The sequence below is a fragment of the Saccharopolyspora sp. 6V genome (genome assembly GCF_020176785.1).
GTDB lineage: Bacteria > Actinomycetota > Actinomycetes > Mycobacteriales > Pseudonocardiaceae > Saccharopolyspora_C > Saccharopolyspora_C gregorii.
The window spans coordinates 44,689-59,852 of the sequence record NZ_JAIUKB010000056.1 but is presented as its reverse complement, the minus strand read 5'-3'; the positions used below and the strand labels follow the sequence as shown (position 1 = coordinate 59,852).

General features: G+C 75.0%; 13 protein-coding genes. 6 read left to right on the top strand and 7 right to left on the bottom strand.

The window, feature by feature from the left end:
* Positions 1–108 precede the first annotated feature (108 nt).
* Together LCD35_RS12530 and LCD35_RS12525 are read right to left on the bottom strand one after the other, a co-directional pair.
* A complete protein-coding gene (locus LCD35_RS12530) occupies positions 109–1,440 on the bottom strand; it encodes an MFS transporter (RefSeq protein WP_224968022.1) in 1,332 nt (443 codons plus the stop codon).
* Between the two features lie 209 nt (positions 1,441–1,649).
* Positions 1,650–2,336 carry a TetR/AcrR family transcriptional regulator gene (locus LCD35_RS12525; RefSeq protein ID WP_224958055.1) on the bottom strand — a complete coding sequence of 229 codons (687 nt, stop codon included), beginning with the start codon at positions 2,334–2,336 and terminating at the stop codon, positions 1,650–1,652.
* A 197-nt stretch (positions 2,337–2,533) separates the two neighbouring features.
* Here LCD35_RS12525 and LCD35_RS12520 point away from each other — a divergent pair, with 197 nt between their 5' ends.
* Positions 2,534–3,427 carry a shikimate dehydrogenase gene (locus LCD35_RS12520; RefSeq protein WP_225044231.1) on the top strand — a complete coding sequence of 298 codons (894 nt, stop codon included), beginning with the start codon at positions 2,534–2,536 and terminating at the stop codon, positions 3,425–3,427.
* Complete coding sequence (locus LCD35_RS12515) at positions 3,408–5,273, top strand: bifunctional sugar phosphate isomerase/epimerase/4-hydroxyphenylpyruvate dioxygenase family protein (RefSeq protein ID WP_224978324.1); 1,866 nt, start codon at positions 3,408–3,410, stop codon at positions 5,271–5,273. Before LCD35_RS12520 ends, LCD35_RS12515 begins: the two co-directional genes overlap by 20 nt.
* Before the next feature lie 7 nt (positions 5,274–5,280).
* On the opposite strand, the gene LCD35_RS12510 is transcribed toward LCD35_RS12515, so the two are convergent.
* Positions 5,281–6,336: a low specificity L-threonine aldolase gene (locus LCD35_RS12510; protein WP_224968028.1), complete on the bottom strand. Its 1,056-nt coding sequence runs from the start codon at positions 6,334–6,336 to the stop codon at positions 5,281–5,283.
* Positions 6,337–6,613: 277 nt separating this feature from the next.
* Between LCD35_RS12510 and LCD35_RS12505 the strand changes: the two genes are divergently transcribed.
* Both LCD35_RS12505 and LCD35_RS12500 read left to right on the top strand, forming a co-directional pair.
* A complete protein-coding gene (locus LCD35_RS12505; protein ID WP_224958051.1) occupies positions 6,614–7,129 on the top strand; it encodes a SigE family RNA polymerase sigma factor in 516 nt (171 codons plus the stop codon).
* 13 nt (positions 7,130–7,142) lie between these two features.
* Entirely contained in the window at positions 7,143–7,808 is a 666-nt protein-coding gene (locus LCD35_RS12500) for a hypothetical protein (RefSeq protein ID WP_224958050.1), read from the top strand.
* Positions 7,809–7,812: 4 nt separating this feature from the next.
* Here LCD35_RS12500 and LCD35_RS12495 read toward each other — a convergent pair whose 3' ends face one another.
* The 4 genes from LCD35_RS12495 to LCD35_RS12480 form a co-directional block, all read right to left on the bottom strand.
* Positions 7,813–8,394, bottom strand: a complete 582-nt coding sequence (locus LCD35_RS12495; protein ID WP_225044230.1) for a TetR/AcrR family transcriptional regulator — start codon at positions 8,392–8,394, stop codon at positions 7,813–7,815.
* 18 nt (positions 8,395–8,412) lie between these two features.
* Positions 8,413–8,733 carry a multidrug efflux SMR transporter gene (locus LCD35_RS12490; protein WP_224958046.1) on the bottom strand — a complete coding sequence of 107 codons (321 nt, stop codon included), beginning with the start codon at positions 8,731–8,733 and terminating at the stop codon, positions 8,413–8,415.
* A 248-nt stretch (positions 8,734–8,981) separates the two neighbouring features.
* The gene (locus LCD35_RS12485; RefSeq protein WP_225044229.1) at positions 8,982–10,973 is read right to left on the bottom strand and encodes an ABC transporter ATP-binding protein; all 1,992 of its coding nucleotides are present in this window, start codon (positions 10,971–10,973) and stop codon (positions 8,982–8,984) included.
* Complete coding sequence (locus tag LCD35_RS12480; RefSeq protein WP_224958042.1) at positions 10,970–12,553, bottom strand: ABC transporter ATP-binding protein; 1,584 nt, start codon at positions 12,551–12,553, stop codon at positions 10,970–10,972. Before LCD35_RS12480 ends, LCD35_RS12485 begins: the two co-directional genes overlap by 4 nt.
* A 105-nt stretch (positions 12,554–12,658) precedes the next feature.
* On the opposite strand from LCD35_RS12480, the gene purB reads away from it, so the two are divergent.
* Both purB and LCD35_RS12470 read left to right on the top strand, forming a co-directional pair.
* Entirely contained in the window at positions 12,659–14,089 is a 1,431-nt protein-coding gene (gene purB / locus LCD35_RS12475; protein WP_224958041.1) for an adenylosuccinate lyase, read from the top strand.
* A 113-nt stretch (positions 14,090–14,202) separates the two neighbouring features.
* Positions 14,203–15,090, top strand: coding sequence for a phosphoribosylaminoimidazolesuccinocarboxamide synthase (locus LCD35_RS12470; protein WP_224958040.1), 888 nt, complete (start codon positions 14,203–14,205; stop codon positions 15,088–15,090).
* Positions 15,091–15,164: the final 74 nt, after the last annotated feature.

Below are 15,164 nucleotides of genomic sequence, written 5' to 3'. Positions count from 1 at the left end.
GGGGGCGCGGCGCCCCGGGCCCCCCCCCCCCGGGGGGGGGGGCCCGGGGGGGCCCCCCCCCCCGCCCGGGGGGGGGGGGGGGCCCCCCCCCCCCCCCCCCTCCCGCGCTCACCCGGCCGCGACCGGTTCCGGTGCCGGACCGCCGCGCCTGCCGAGTTCGTCGGTGGGCACGCGGTGCGTCTCCCGTGCGGTGAGCACCGCGACGATGTTGCAGGCGCAGAGCGCGGCGATGAACGCGGACACCGCGAACCAGCCGTCCCGCCCGGGCCCGACGGCCTCGGCGATGCTGGGCGAGAACCCGGCGACGGCGAACCCGATCTGGGTGCCGACGGCCATCCCGGACAGCCGCACCTTCGGGGGGAACATCTCGGCGTAGAACGCGGGCCAGACCCCGTTCGGGGCGCTGTAGGCGATGCCGAACAGCAGGATCCCGGTCAGGAAGATCAGCGAGTACCGCCCGGTGGAGATCGACCACAGGTAGCCGAACATGAGCACCGCGCAGGCCGCGGTCCCGCCGATGAACACGGGTTTGCGCCCGATCCGGTCGGACAGCAGCGCGCACAGCGGGATCGCCGCCAGCGCCACCACGTTCGCCAGCACCCCGACCCACAGCATCGGGCTGCGCTCCAGGCCGACGGTGTTCACCGCGTAGCTCAGGGCGTGCACGGTGAAGATGGTGCTCACGGCCGCGACGGTGGAGGCCACCACCACGCGCAGCACGTCGGCCCGGTGCTCGCGGAACAGCGCGGCGATCGGCGGCTCGCGGTCCTCCTTGGCGGATTCCCGCTGGAACACGGGTGTTTCGTCGAGGGTGCGCCGGATGACGAGGGCGACGATGACGACGACGCCGCTGAGCCAGAACGGCACCCGCCAGCCCCAGGTGAGCAGCTGCTCCTGCGGCATCGCGGCGATCGGCAGGAAGACCGCGGTGGCGAGGATCTGCCCGGCTTGGGTGCCGCTGAGCGTGAAGCTGGTGAAGTAGCCGCGGCGGTGCTCCGGCGCGTGTTCGAGGGTCATGGAGCTGGCGCCGGACTGCTCCCCGGCGGCGGAGAACCCCTGCAGCAGCCGGAGCGCGACGAGCGTGATCGGTGCGGCGACGCCGATCTGCCCGTAGGTGGGCAGGCAGCCGACGCCGACGGTGGCGAGCCCCATCAGCAGCACGGTGAGCACGAGCACCCGCTTGCGCCCGAACCGGTCGCCGACGTGGCCGAGCACGAACGCGCCGACCGGCCGCGCCAGGTAGCCGACGCCGAACGAGGCGAGCGCGAGCAGCGTGCCGGTGGCGGGCGAGGAGGCCGGGAAGAAGATCTTGTTGAACACCAGCGCCGCGGCGGTGCCGTAGATGAAGAAGTCGTAGTACTCCAGCGCGCTGCCGATCCAGGCCGCCCACGCGGCTTTGCGGTGTTCGCCCGGCGTCGCGGGCGTGCGGGTCTCGGTCACCGAGTAGCTCCTGACGGTCCTTGCTCCGTAGCTCGGAACAGCGAGAAGCAGTTATGTACCACCTGGTTAGTCCGCAACTGTGCGGTGGCGGCACACCCGTGTCAAGGCTCGATCGCGTCCCGGTGCCCGGCCTGCGAGGCGGTCCGCGTCCGCAGGCGCCCCCGCTCGGCAGGGTCCGGGCGGCAGGGTCCGGGCGGGCGGCAGGCGCCTCAGCCGGCTTCGGGAGCCGCGGTCAGGTAGCTGACGACCAGGTCGCCGACCATCCGGCGGTAGTGCTCCCGGCGGTCCGCCGCCAGCATGTCCCGGCCGAAGATCGCCTGGAAGGTGTGCCGGTTCGCGGTGCGGAACACGCAGAACGAGCTGATCGCCAGGTGCACGTCCAGCGCGTCCACGTCCGCCCGGAACAGCCCCGCCGCGCGGCCGCGCTCCAGGATCCCGGTCAGCACCTCCAGCGCGGGCGTGCCCAGCCCGGGCAGCTCCGCGGACTTCGCCAGGTGCCTGCCGTGGTCGATGTTCTCGATGGACACCAGCCGGATGAACGCCGGATGCGACTCGTGGTGGTCGAAGGTCGATTCGGCGACCCGGCGGATCGCGGCCACCGGGTCCAGGTCGGCCACGTCGAGGCCCTGCTCCACGCCGCGGATCGCGGCGTAGGCGCGCTCCAGGGCGGCGATGTAGAGCTGCTCCTTGCCGCCGAAGTAGTAGTAGATCATCCGCTTGGTGGTGCTGGTGCGGGCGGCGATCTCGTCGACCCTGGCTCCGGCGTAGCCCTTGTCGGCGAACTCGGCGAGCGCCACGTCGAGCAGTTCCGCGCGGGTGCGCTCGGCGTCGCGCTGGCGCGGTTCGTCCGCCGGCCGGGCGCCGCCTGGTTCGGGCGCGGGGGGCGGTGGTGCCACCACGGGAGCTCCCCTCGTCGTCTCGTGGGCGCGGTCGCCGGAGCCGGGCTCCGCCGGTTCCGGCCGGTCAGCCACCGGTCCGGGCCGCTCGATCACGCCCAGCCTAATCCGCGGTCCTTGGCCGCGGTGCGCCACCGGGCTACTGTGTACTAGCTAGTTCGTTCATTGCGCTGCGGGCCGCGGCCCGCGGGACGGAGGTGGCTGCCATCGGCGACGACGGATACCTCACCGGACTGGTCGGTGCGGGCATCGGCCCCTCCCTCAGCCCGGCCCTGCACGAGCGGGAAGCCGCCGAGCTCGGGCTGCGCTGCCTGTACCGGCGGCTCGACCTGGACCGGATCGGGCCGCCCGCCACCGCCGTCGGCGAGCTGCTGCGCGCGGCCCGGCTCACCGGGTTCACCGGCCTCAACATCACCCACCCGGCGAAGCAGCTGGTCCTCGGCCACCTCGACGAGCTGTCCCCGGACGCGGCGGCCCTCGGGGCGGTGAACACCGTCGTGTTCACCGCGGACGGCGCCGTCGGGCACAACACCGACTGGTCCGGGTTCGCCCGCAGCTTCGGCCGCGGCCTGCCGGACGTGCCGGTGGACCGGGTCGTGCTGCTCGGCGCGGGCGGGGCCGGGGCCGCCGTGGCGCACGGGCTGCTCACCCTCGGCACCGGCTCGCTGCACGTGCTCGACCTGGACGAGGCCCGGGCCGCCGAGCTCGCCGCCGCGCTGCGCGGCCGGTTCGGCCCGGACCGCGCGAGCTCCGGCTTCGACCCCGCCGCCGCGCTCACCGGCGCCGACGGGCTGGTGCACGCCACGCCGGTCGGCATGGCCGCCCACCCCGGGCTGCCGGTGCCCGCCGACGTGCTGCACCCCGGGCTGTGGGTCGCCGACGTGGTGTACCGGCCGCTGGAGACCGAGCTCGTCCGCACCGCCCGCGCCCGCGGCTGCCGCGTCCTCGACGGCGGCGGCATGGCCGTGTTCCAGGCCGCCGACGCGTTCCGGCTGTTCACCGGGCGGGAACCCGACCCGGAGCGGATGCTGCGCCACTTCGAGACCCTCGTGACCGAACCCGGAGGCCCCCGTGTCCACGCAGCCCGTTGAACGCGCCCGCTCCATCGCCACGGTCTGCCTGTCCGGGTCGCTGGAGGACAAGCTCACCGCCGCGTCCGCGGCCGGCTTCGACGGGGTGGAGATCTTCGAGAACGACCTGATCGCCTCCGCCGCCACCCCGGAGCGGATCCGCGCGCAGTGCGCCGACCTCGGCCTGGCCATCGACCTGTACCAGCCGTTCCGCGACTTCGAAGCGGTCCCGCGCGACGTGCTGCGCGCCAACCTGCGCCGCGCCGAGCACAAGTTCGACCTGATGGCGCGCCTCGGCGCCGACCTGGCGCTGGTGTGCTCCTCGGTGTCCCCGGAGGCCGTGGACGACGACGACCTGGCCGCCGAGCAGCTGCACGACCTCGCCGAGCTCGCCGCCGGGCGCGGCATCCGGATCTGCTACGAAGCGCTCGCCTGGGGCCGGTTCGTGGACACCTACGAGCGGGCCTGGCGCATCGTGCGCCGCGCCGACCACCCCGCGCTCGGCGTGTGCCTGGACAGCTTCCACATCCTGTCCCGCGGCGGCGACCCCACCACGATCCGCACCATCCCCGCCGAGAAGCTGTTCTTCCTGCAGCTGGCCGACGCCCCGCGGATGAACATGGACCTGCTGCAGTGGAGCAGGCACCACCGGCTGTTCCCCGGCCAGGGCGAGTTCGACCTGGCGGGCTTCCTCGGCGCGGTGCTCGCCGCCGGCTACGCGGGGCCGCTGTCCCTGGAGGTCTTCAACGACGTGTTCCGGCAGGCCGATCCGGGCCCGGCCGCGGTGGACGCGATGCGCTCGCTGCTGGCGCTGGAGGAGGCCGCGGTACCGGCGGGGCCCGTCGTCGGCGGCCGGAGCCTGCCCGAACCGCCCGAGCTGGCCGGACCGGCGTTCGTGGAGCTCGGTGCCGACGCCGGCGCGGGCGAGCGGCTGGGCTCGACGCTGGCCGCGCTCGGCTTCCGGCCGGCCGGGCGGCACCGCTCCAAACCGGTGCGCCTCTGGGAGCAGGGGGACGCGCGGATCCTGGTGAACACCGGGCCGGACCGGCCCGAGCACCGCGGCGGCGGGGCGCTCGCCGCGATCGGCGTGCACAGCGCCGACCCGCGCGCCGCCACCCGCCGCGCCGAAGGGCTGCTCGCGCCGGTGCTGCCGCGCTCCGCCCGGCCCGACGAGGCGGACCTGTCCTCGGTGGCCGCACCGGACGGCACCGCCCTGTTCTTCTGCCGCACCGGCGCGGACCGGGACGCGAGCTGGCTCGGCGACTTCGACCCCGAGCCGGGCGGCACCGCGGGCGCGGGCGTCACCGGCATCGACCACGTCGCGATGACCCAGCCGTTCGACCACTTCGACGAGGCGATCCTGTTCTACCGCTCGGTGCTGGGCCTCGACCCGGAGCCGCCGGTGGAGTTCGCCGCCCCGTTCGGGCTGGTGCGCAGCAGGCTGGTGCTGGACCCGGGCGGGACGGTGCGGCTGGCGCTGGACTCGGCGGTGCTGCGCCGCGGCTCGTGGGCGCCCGCCGTGCCGAACCCGCAGCACGTGGCGCTGAGCACCGACGACGTGTTCGCCACCGCGCGCGCGGTGCGGGAGCTGGGCGCGCCGGTGGTGGCGATCCCGGACAACTACTACGACGACCTGGACGCCCGGCTGGAGCTGGACCCGGGGCTCGCGGCGCGGCTGCGGGAGTGCTCGGTGCTCTACGACCGGGACGCGCGCGGCGAGTACCTGCACTTCTCGGTGGCGGTGCCGGGCTCGCGGGTGTTCTTCGAGGTGGTGCAGCGGGTCGGCGGCTACCGCGGCCGCGGTGAGCACAACGCCCCGGTCCGGATGGCCGCCCACCGCAGGCGCAGGCTGGCCACCGGGAGCTGATCCCGGGTCAGCCCGCCTGCGGGATCCCGGCCGGCCGGTCCGCGCCGCCGCTGCGGGAGATCCGGTGCAGCACCTCCTGGACGTCCCGCTCGCCCACGTCCCGGTGCGTCACGAACCGCACGTTCCCGTCCATCGGCACCGCGAGCACCCCGATCTCCCGCAGCCGGTCCAGGGTGAGCCGCACGTCCGGCACCGCGGCCAGCACGATGTTGGTCTGCGGGGCGGTGACGTCCCAGCCGAGCTCGGTGAGCCCGTCGGCGAGCAGCGCCGCGTGCCGGTGGTCCGCCGCCAGGTCCGCGATCCGGTCCAGCGCGACCAGCCCGGCCGCCGCGAGCACCCCGCCCTGCCGGACGCCGCCGCCGAGCATCTTGCGCACCCGCCGCGCCTCGGCGACGAAGTCGCTGGTCCCGGCCACCACCGATCCGACGGGGGCGCCGAGCCCCTTGCTCAGGCAGGCCTGCACCGTGTCGACCCCGACGGTCAGCGCGGCGGGCGGCAACCCGAGCGCGGTGGCGGCGTTCCAGATCCGCGCGCCGTCCAGGTGCACGTGCAGCCCGCGGTCGCGGGCGGCCGCGGCGAGCTGGGCGTGCTCGTGCGGCGGGATGACCGCGCCACCCGCCGCGTTGTGCGTGTTCTCCAGGCACAGCAGCGTGGTGTGCAGCGCGTCGTAGCGCCGGTCGCCGCTCGCGTGCGCACGCACCGAGTCGGCGGTGGGCCGTCCCGGACCGGCGTCCCACTCCAGCGGTTCCGGCATGCCCCCGGCGAGCCACGCGGCGGAGCCCAGCTCGTGGTGCAGCACGTGCGCGCCGCGCGGCGCGAGGAACCGGTCCCCGCGGCGCAGGTGCACCGACAGCGCGATCAGGTTGCCCATCGTGCCGCTGGGCACCCACAGCGCGGCGGCGGTGCCGAGCAGCTGGGCGGCCCGCTCCTCCAGCGCGCGCATGGTCGGGTCGTGGTCGAGCACGTCGTCGCCGACTTCGGCGTCGGCCATCGCCGCGGCCATCCGCTCGTCGGGGCGCGTGACCGTGTCGGAACGCAGGTCGATGGGGGCCGTTCGGGTCACGAACCGATCACACCACATCAGCGGGGGGTCGAGGCAACTGGTCGGAGGATTCCGCTCGGCCCGCTCGGGGCCGTGGCACCGCGCATCCGGGTGATCGCAGCGGGTGCCCGCGCGGCTGACCTGCGCGGCCCGGAACTCCACCGGTGGCGGCTCGGCCGGGCGGTCCGCCTTCACTAAGGTTCTGCACGCGCACCGTTCGTTTTTGCGGCGGCGTGCAACCACAGGTGCCGGGCGCACCGTCCCAGCAGTGCAAGCACGGACGAGCGGAGAGTTCCGCGTGGACCAGCGCGAGGAGCAGGAGTTCGCGGAGTATTTCGCGGCTCGGCGGGAGGCGGTTCGTCGGATGGCGTACATGATGTGCGGTGACTGGCACCGCGCGGACGACCTGGCCCAGACCGCGTTCATCTCCTTGCACCGGCATTGGCGCAAGGTGCGGGACAAGGGCGCGTTGGACGCGTACGTCCGCCGCACGCTCAGCCGAGCCGTGATCGACGAGTCCCGGCGGCCGTGGCGCCGCGAGAAGTTCACCGACGTGCTCCCGGACCGGCCCACCGGCGGCTCGGTCGAAGACGGCATCGCGACCCGGCAGACGCTGGTCGCCGGGCTGCGCCAGGTGCCGCCGAAGCAGCGGGCCGTGCTGGTGCTCCGATTCCTGGAGGGGCTCGACGTCGCCGGGGTCGCCGAGGTGATGAAGTGCAGCGAAGGCACCGTGAAGAGCCAGTCGGCCCGTGGGCTGGAGGCGCTGCGCGAGGCCTTGGGCGGCCAGCTCGACGATCTTCGATCGACGTCGTGAGGAGGTGCGGCAAGTGAACGAGACCGAGCTGGAACAGCTCTTCCACAACGCGGCCCGCGACGCGCCCGAGGCGTCGTTCGACGAGCAGGACGTGCTGCGCGGGTCCCGCCGGGTGACGGCGCGCCGCCGCACGGCGTTCGCCGGTGGCTCGCTGGTCGCGGCGGCCGTGCTGGTCGGCGGGGTCGGCGTGGGCACCGGGTTCTTCGGCCAGTCCGGGGAACCGGTGGCGCAGGCCCCGGCCGAGCCGACGCAGGCGCCGATGGCGCTGCCGCAGGAGCCCGCGACGCCGCGCTCCGGCCCGATCACCTTGGGCGACCCGAAGGCGGGCGCCGAGTGCGGCGCACCGGATTCGGCGTTGGCCGCGGCGTTGGCCGAGCAGCTGCCGGAGGCGGGGAGCACCCGGCCGACGGGTGCCGACGGCTCCTGCCCGATCGGGTCGCGGACCGCCGCGGTCCCGGTCCGGGAGGGCGCGGTGTCGGGGAAGGTGGCGCTGCTGCTGAGCCCGTCCGGCGCGAAACCCGCGGCCGCGGAGGGTCGGGCGCCGCACACCGAGGTGGTGGAGGTGCCGACGCGCAGCGGCCGGACGTTGACGGTGCTCAGCGAGCCGATGGGCGCGCCGACGGCGCCGTTCGCCGACCGCCTCGGTGGCATCGCGGCGGACCTGGCGCCCCGCTTCTGACCGGTCAGCCGAGCCTGCGGCGGAGGGTCCGGCGGGCCGCGCGGCGCGGCTCGGGGTCGCTCTCGATGAGCGCGTTCACCACGGTCCCGTCGACGAGCGCGATGAGCTCGTCCAGCTGCTCGCGGTCGACGGGCCTGCCGCTGCGGGCGAGGATCTCGCCGAGCAGGTCCTTCAGCTCCCCGGTGAGCTCCCGCATCAGCGGCGCCAGGTACGGCCGCCGCGGCGAGCCGACGAGCCGTTCGTAGCGCAGCAGCACCGGCTCGGTGCCGCCGATCCGGGATCCGGTGCCCAGCAGCAGGTCCAGCACCAGTTCCACGACGTCCTCGGTGGTGCGGAGCTCGTCGGCGAGCCCGTCGAGCCGGGCGCGGCCCGCGGCGCGCTCCGCGCGGCCCTCGTGCGCGACGGCGGCGGCGACGAGGTCGTCGAGCGAGGTGAAGTAGTAGGTGGTGGACGCGAGCGGCAGCCCGGCGCGTTCCGCCACGGCGCGGTGCCGCACCGCTTCGAGCCCGCCTTCGGCGAGCAGTTCCGCCGCCGCCGCGACGAGTGCGTGGCGGCGGCGTTCGCCCTTGGGGGTGGCCGCTGTCATGACGCCCGATCCTAGGAGTCAGTGCGATCCGGCGAGGTTCAGCCCGATCACCCCGGCGACGATGAGCACCAGCGACACGATCTTGAGCGCGGACACGGCGTCGCCGAGCCACACCATGCCGATCACGGCGGTGAGCGCGGCGCCGATGCCGGTCCACACCGCGTAGGCGGGGCCGGCGGGCAGCGTGCGCATGGCCCAGGCGAGGCCGCTGAAGCTGATCGCGGCCAGCACCAGGAACGACACGCTGGGCCACAGCTTGCTGAAGCCGTCGGAGAGCTTCAGCGAGATCGCCCAGCCCGCCTCGAACACGCCGGAGATCATCAGCACGATCCAAGCCATCACTACCTCCAGTTCCGGGACGACCGTACCAGAAATCCGGGACTCCGAGGTCAGGCGCTTCTCCCCGAGCCCGAGATGCGCGCCACCGTCCGCGCACCCCACTCCGGATCGTGCTCGTGTCCACGCGGCGAAGCCGCCGACCACCCGCGGGTGCTCGCGAGGACGGTGCCGTCGCCTGCGGCGGAGCCACCGGCGACAGCGGTCCCGGCGGCGACGGGCCGCCGGGGACCACCGCCCCACGGCGGGAATCAGTCCTCGCCCGCGGCGGCGCGGTGCAGGGCGGCGTAGGAGCCGTCCGCCGCCAGCAGCTCGCGGTGCGCGCCGAGCTCCACGATCCGTCCGCCGTCCACCACCGCCACCCGGTCCGCGGTGCGCGCGGTGTGCAGCCGGTGCGCGATGGCGATGACGGTGCGCCCGGCCAGCAGCCGGGACAGCGAGCGCTCCAGCTCCCGCGAGCCGTCCCCGTCCAGCAGCGAGGTCGCCTCGTCGAGCACCAACGTGTGCGGGTCGGCGAGCACCACCCGGGCCAGCGCGAGCTGCTGTGCGACCGCGGCGGGCACCGCCGCGCCGCCGGAGCCGACCACCGCGTCCAGCCCGCCCGGCAGCCGCGCGGCCCACTCGGCGGCGCCGACCACCGCCAGCGCCTCGTGCAGTTCGCGGTCGGTCCACTCCCGCGCTTCGGGCAGCGACAGGTTGTCCCGCAGGCTCGCGGTGAACACGTGCTGCTCCTGGGTGAGCAGCAGGACCTCCCGGCGGACGCGGGCGGGCGGCAACGCGGTGATCTCCACGTCGCCGAAGGCGACCGAACCGGAGTCGGGTGCGCTGACGCCCGCGATGAGCCGTCCCAGCGTGGACTTGCCCGCCCCGGACGGACCGACCACGACGAGCCGCTCCCCGGCGGGAACCCGCAGGTCGACGCCGTGCAGGACCTCGCGGCCCGCGCGGTAGGAGAACCGGACGTCGCGCAGCACCAGGTCGTGCGCGCCGGAACCGGCTCGCTCGGACGTGCCGCGGCCGGCCGCGGGACGGTGCTCGGTGCGCTCGGGTCCGGCGTCGCGGGGTGCGGTGTCCCCGAGCGCGGCGTCCCTGATCGCGGCGCGATCGGATTCGGCGTGTTCGGGCTCGGCGCGTTCGCGCTCCGGGTGATCGGGCGCAGCGTGATCGAGTTCTGGGCGTTCGGGCGCAGCGCGGTGGGGCTCCGGGCGATGGGGCGCGGAACGCTCGTGCTCGGGACGACGCTCATGCTCAGCGCGTTCGGGCTTCCCCGCCCCGCTCCCCGGCACCCCGAGGATCCGCCGCAGCGCCGCGTGCCCCAGCTGCAGCTCCTCCAGCCAGGAGAACAGCTCGGCCAGCGGTTCGGACAGCGCCGCCGCGTACAGCACCACCGTCGTCACCGTGCCCAGCTCCGCCAGCCCCGCGTGGTAGCTCCAGCCGCCGATGAGCAGGATCGCCGCGAGCGGCAGCACGTAGGACAGCTCCAGCGCGGGCAGGAAGATCGACAGCAGCCCGCGGTGCCTCTGCTCGTCGGCGACGGCCTGCGCGAGCACCCGGTCGTTGTGCTCGCGGCGCCGCGCGGCGAGCCGCAGCGAGTCGATGGTGCGGGCGCCCCGCACGGTCTCGTGGATGCCGGACTGCACCCCGGCCCAGTCCGCGAGCAGCCTGGTCAGCGTCCGCCGGGCGCGCGGGAAGTACCAGCGGCTCACCGCCACCAGCAGCGGGACCGCCACCAGCAGGCCGCAGGCGAGCAGCGGTGCGGTGGCGACCATCGCGGCCGCGGTGAACACGAGCGCCAGCGCCGCCCCGGTCAGCTCGGGTGCCGCGTCGCGGACGGTGGAGTCGAGCCGGTCCACGTCGGAGGTGGCGCGGCTGAGCAGGTCCCCGGTGCCTGCTTCCTCCACGGTGCTCAGCGGCAGCCGCAGCGCGCGGCCCACCACCCGCTCCCGGGCCTCGGCGAGCACGGCTTCGCCGAACACGGCGGCGCGCAGCCGGGCCGCGCGGGCCAGCAGCGCGTGCACCACCAGCACCGCCAGGAACCCGGCCGCCAGCAGGTCGACCTGCCGCACCGGTGCTCCGGCGACCACCGCGTCCACCAGGCGGCCGAGCAGCTGCGGGCCGATCAGGCCGACCGCGGTGGACAGCGCGAACAGCAGCACGAGCAGCGCGAACCGCTTCCGGTGGGCGGCGGCGGTGCGCCGCAGCCACCGCAGCACCTCGGTCCGCTCGGCCAGGGGCAGCGTCATGCGTGGTCCTCCGTCACGTGCACCACCCGGTCGGCGACCGCGTGCCACAGCGGGCTCTGCGTGAGCACGATCGTGGTGCGTCCTTTCCGCAGGTCGCGGACGCGGCGCACGATGCGCGCCTCGGTGTGCGCGTCCACCGCGGAGGTGGGTTCGTCCAGCACCAGCACGTCGGCGTCGCTGCACAGCGCCCGCGCCAGCAGCAGCCGCTGGCGCTGGCCGCCGGAGAGCGCGCGGCCCTGCTCGGTGAGCTCGCCGTCCGCGGGCAGCGCGGCGAGCACGTCCGCGGCGTCGGCGGCGTGCAGCGCGGCCTCCACCGGCACCGGCGAGCCCAGGTCGATCCCGGCGCGGACCGGACCGGCGAACAGCAGGTCCTGGTTGTGCGCGAGCACGATCCGCTCCCGCAGCTCGGCGATGGCGACCTCCGCGAGCGGCACGCCGCCGGCCAGCACCGGCCCGTCGTCGACGTGCCGGGCGAGGCGTTCGGCCAGCGCTTCGCCGTGCCCGGCGGCGTCGACGGCAGTGAGCTCGCCCGCGTCGGCGCGGGCCCCGGTGCGCTCGTCTGCGAGCGCGAGCGGTCCGGCGGGCAGCGTCCGCGGCACGTCCGGGTCGGCGGGTTCCGGTCGCAGCCGCAGCAGCGCGCAGGCGCGGTCCGCGGCCACGACGGCCGAGGCGAAGGTGCTCGCGGCCTCGGTGGCGGTGCGCACCGGGATGACCAGGAAGCTGGACACCCCGTAGAACGCGACGAGCTCACCGGCGCTGATCGTCCCGGCCAGCGCCATCCGCGCGCCCAGCCAGGTGACCAGCACCGTCACCAGACCGGGCAGCAGCACTTCCGCCCCGGCCAGCCACGCGGTGATCCGCCCGGCGGCGACCCCGGAGTCCTGGACGCGGCGGTTGGCCGCGACGAACCGGTCGTGGAACCGGGACTCGCCGCCGATGCCGCGCAGCACGCGCAGCCCGGACACGATGTCCGCGGCGAGCGTGTTCAGCCCGGTCAGGTTCTCCCGCTGCGCCTCCTCGCGGCGCCGCAGCGGGCCCAGCAGCGGCCCGATGCCCAGCGTCGCCAGCGGCACCCCGACCAGCGCCACCACCGCCATCAGCGGCGAGATCGTCAGCAGCGCGCCCGCGGCGGCGAGGAACGCGACGACCGCTCCGCTGAGCCGGGCGGACACCTCGAACGCCTGCCCCACCTGGTATATGTCGGCGGAGCCTGCGGACACCACCTCACCGGTGCGGACGCGCCTGGTCAGCGCGCCGCCGAGGCCCGCCACGTGGTGCAGCACCACCTTCTCGGCGGAGCTCGCGCCGTGCAGCCACAGGGTGTGCGAGGTCCAGCTCAGCGCCGCCGCGCCCAACGCCTGCACGATCCCGAGCACCAGCACCACCAGCACCCACCGCAGCAGCGCCGACCCGTCCCGGCCGGCCACGCCCGCGTCCAGCGCGCGCCCGATGACCAGCGGCAGCACCGCGGTCGGCAGCAGCCACAGCGAACCGGTGACGGGTGCCGCGGCCAGCAGCGCGGGACGGTCGCGCAGCAGCGACCACAGCAGGCGCAGCGGGCCGCGCGGATCAGGAGTCATGACGAGCCGAACCTAGCTCGCGACGGCCCGCCGCCTCGACCGATTTTCCGCGCCCGCCCACTGCCCGGTCCTGGGGTCCGCGGCCGGGAAGTATCCTGGTCAGCCGTGACGGTCAAGCCCCACCTCCCGAACGTGCTCGCCCACCGCTACGCCTCGCCGGAGCTGGTCGAGCTGTGGTCCCCGCAGCACAAGATCGTGCTGGAACGGCAGCTGTGGCTGGCCGTGCTGCGCGCCCAGGCCGACCTCGGCGTCGACGTGCCCGCGGGCGCGGTCGCCGACTACGAGCGGGTCGTCGACCAGGTCGACCTGGAATCCATCGCCGAGCGCGAGCGCCAGACCCGGCACGACGTGAAGGCCCGCATCGAGGAGTTCAACGCCCTCGCCGGGCACGAGCACGTGCACAAGGGCATGACCTCCCGCGACCTCACCGAGAACGTGGAGCAGCTGCAGGTCCGCCGCAGCCTGGAGCACGTGCGCGACCGCGTGGTCGCCGTGCTGGCCCGGCTGGCGCGGCTGGCCGCCGAGCACGGCGAGCTGGTCGTGGCGGGCCGGTCGCACAACGTGGCGGCGCAGGCCACCACGCTCGGCAAGCGGTTCGCGACGGCCGCCGACGAGCTGCTCGTCGCGTTCGGCCGGGTCGAGGACCTGCTGGCCCGCTACCCGCTGCGCGGCATCAAGGGCCCGGTCGGCACCTCGCAGGACATGCTGGACCTGCTCGGCGACGCCGGGAAGCTCGCCGACCTCGAAGGCCGCATCGCCGAGCACCTCGGGTTCGGGAAGGTGCTCACCAGCGTCGGCCAGGTGTACCCGCGCTCGCTGGACTTCGAGGTGCTCACCGCGCTGTCCCAGCTGGCCGCGGCGCCGTCCTCGGTGGCGAAGACGATCCGGCTGATGGCGGGCCACGAGCTCGTCACCGAGGGCTTCCAGCCCGGCCAGGTCGGCTCCAGCGCCATGCCGCACAAGATGAACACCCGCTCCTGCGAACGCGTCAACGGCCTGTCCGTGCTGCTGCGCGGTTACGCGTCGATGGGCGGCGAGCTGGCCGGGGACCAGTGGAACGAGGGCGACGTGTCCTGCTCGGTGGTGCGCCGCATCGCGCTGCCGGACGCGTTCTTCGCGTTCGACGGGCTGCTGGAGACGTTCCTGACGGTGCTCGACGAGTTCGGCGCCTACCCGGCCGTGGTGGCCCGCGAGCTGGACCGCTACCTGCCGTTCCTGGCCACGACGAAGGTGCTGATGGCGGCGGTGCGCGCCGGCGTCGGCCGGGAGACGGCGCACGAGGCGATCAAGGAGAACGCGGTCGCCGTGGCGCTGGCCATGCGGGAGCAGGGGATCGAGCGCAACGACCTGCTGGACCGGCTCGCCGCGGACGAGCGGCTGCCGCTGGACAAGGCGGCGCTGGAGGAGCTGCTCGCCGACCGGCTGTCCTTCACCGGCGCGGCCTCCGCCCAGGTCGCGGCCGTCGTCGCCGCGGTGGACGAGGTCGTCGCCCGCTACCCCGAGGCGGCCCGGTACACCCCGTCCCCCATCCTCTGATCCCGCAGGTGGACGGCCCGTTCGCCCAGCCGACCCGGGCGAACGGGCCGTGCACCGGAGCCTCCGGAGGGCCGCTCGGCCGGGCGGCGGTCGGCGTGGGGGAGAATCGCCGCGTGGTCGCACTCTCGGCATACCCGCTGATCGCCGCGGGCAAGGTTCGCCAGCTGCACGCCGTGGACGACGAGCACCTGCTGATGGTCGCGTCGGACCGCATCTCGGCCTACGACCACGTGCTCGACACCCCCATCCCGGACAAGGGCCGGGTGCTGACGGCGATGAGCGTGTTCTGGTTCGACCTGCTCGCCGAGCTGGTGCCGAACCACGTCGTCGCGCACGACGACCCGCGCATCCCCGCCGAGGTGCGCGGCCGCGCGCTGCTGGTGCGCAGGCTGGAGATGCTGCCGGTGGAGTGCGTGGCCCGCGGTTACCTCACCGGCTCCGGCCTCGTCGACTACCGGGCGACCGGCGCGGTGTGCGGCGTCGAACTGCCGGACGGGCTGACCGAGGCGTCCCGGCTGCCCGAGCCGATCTTCACCCCGGCCACGAAGGCGGAGCTCGGCTCGCACGACGAGAACGTCAGCTTCGACGCCGTGGCCGCCGAGGTGGGCCGGGAGCGCGCCGAGCAGCTGCGGGAGCTGACGCTGCGGGTGTACGCGCGGGCCGCCGAGCACGCGGAGAGCCGCGGCGTGGTCCTCGCCGACACCAAGTTCGAGTTCGGCCTCGACGCCGACGGCATCGTGCTGGGCGACGAGGTGCTCACCCCCGACTCCTCCCGGTTCTGGCCGGCCGACGGCTACGAGCCGGGCCGGGTGCAGCCGTCGTTCGACAAGCAGTACGTGCGGAACTGGCTGACCTCGCCGGAGTCCGGTTGGGACCGGGCCTCCGACGTGCCGCCGCCGTCGCTGCCGGACGAGGTGGTGGCCGCCACCCGCGACCGCTACGTCGAGGCCTACGAGCGCATCACCGGCCGCGACCTCGCCGACTGGCCTTCGCCCGCCTGATCCGGGGCCCGCTTGCCGCCGGTTTCGCGCCGATCGGCCGACGACCCGTTGATCACCCGGTTCGCCGACCGCCG

Bases quoted from the DNA above. Each gene is read 5' to 3' on its own strand.
- LCD35_RS12485 (WP_225044229.1), bottom strand. From the start codon at position 10,973: ATGACGCTGCCCCTGGCCGAGCGGACCGAGGTGCTGCGGTGGCTGCGG.
- LCD35_RS12490 (WP_224958046.1), bottom strand. From the start codon at position 8,733: ATGGCTTGGATCGTGCTGATGATCTCCGGCGTGTTCGAGGCGGGCTGG.
- LCD35_RS12495 (WP_225044230.1), bottom strand. From the start codon at position 8,394: ATGACAGCGGCCACCCCCAAGGGCGAACGCCGCCGCCACGCACTCGTC.
- LCD35_RS12480 (WP_224958042.1), bottom strand. From the start codon at position 12,553: ATGACTCCTGATCCGCGCGGCCCGCTGCGCCTGCTGTGGTCGCTGCTG.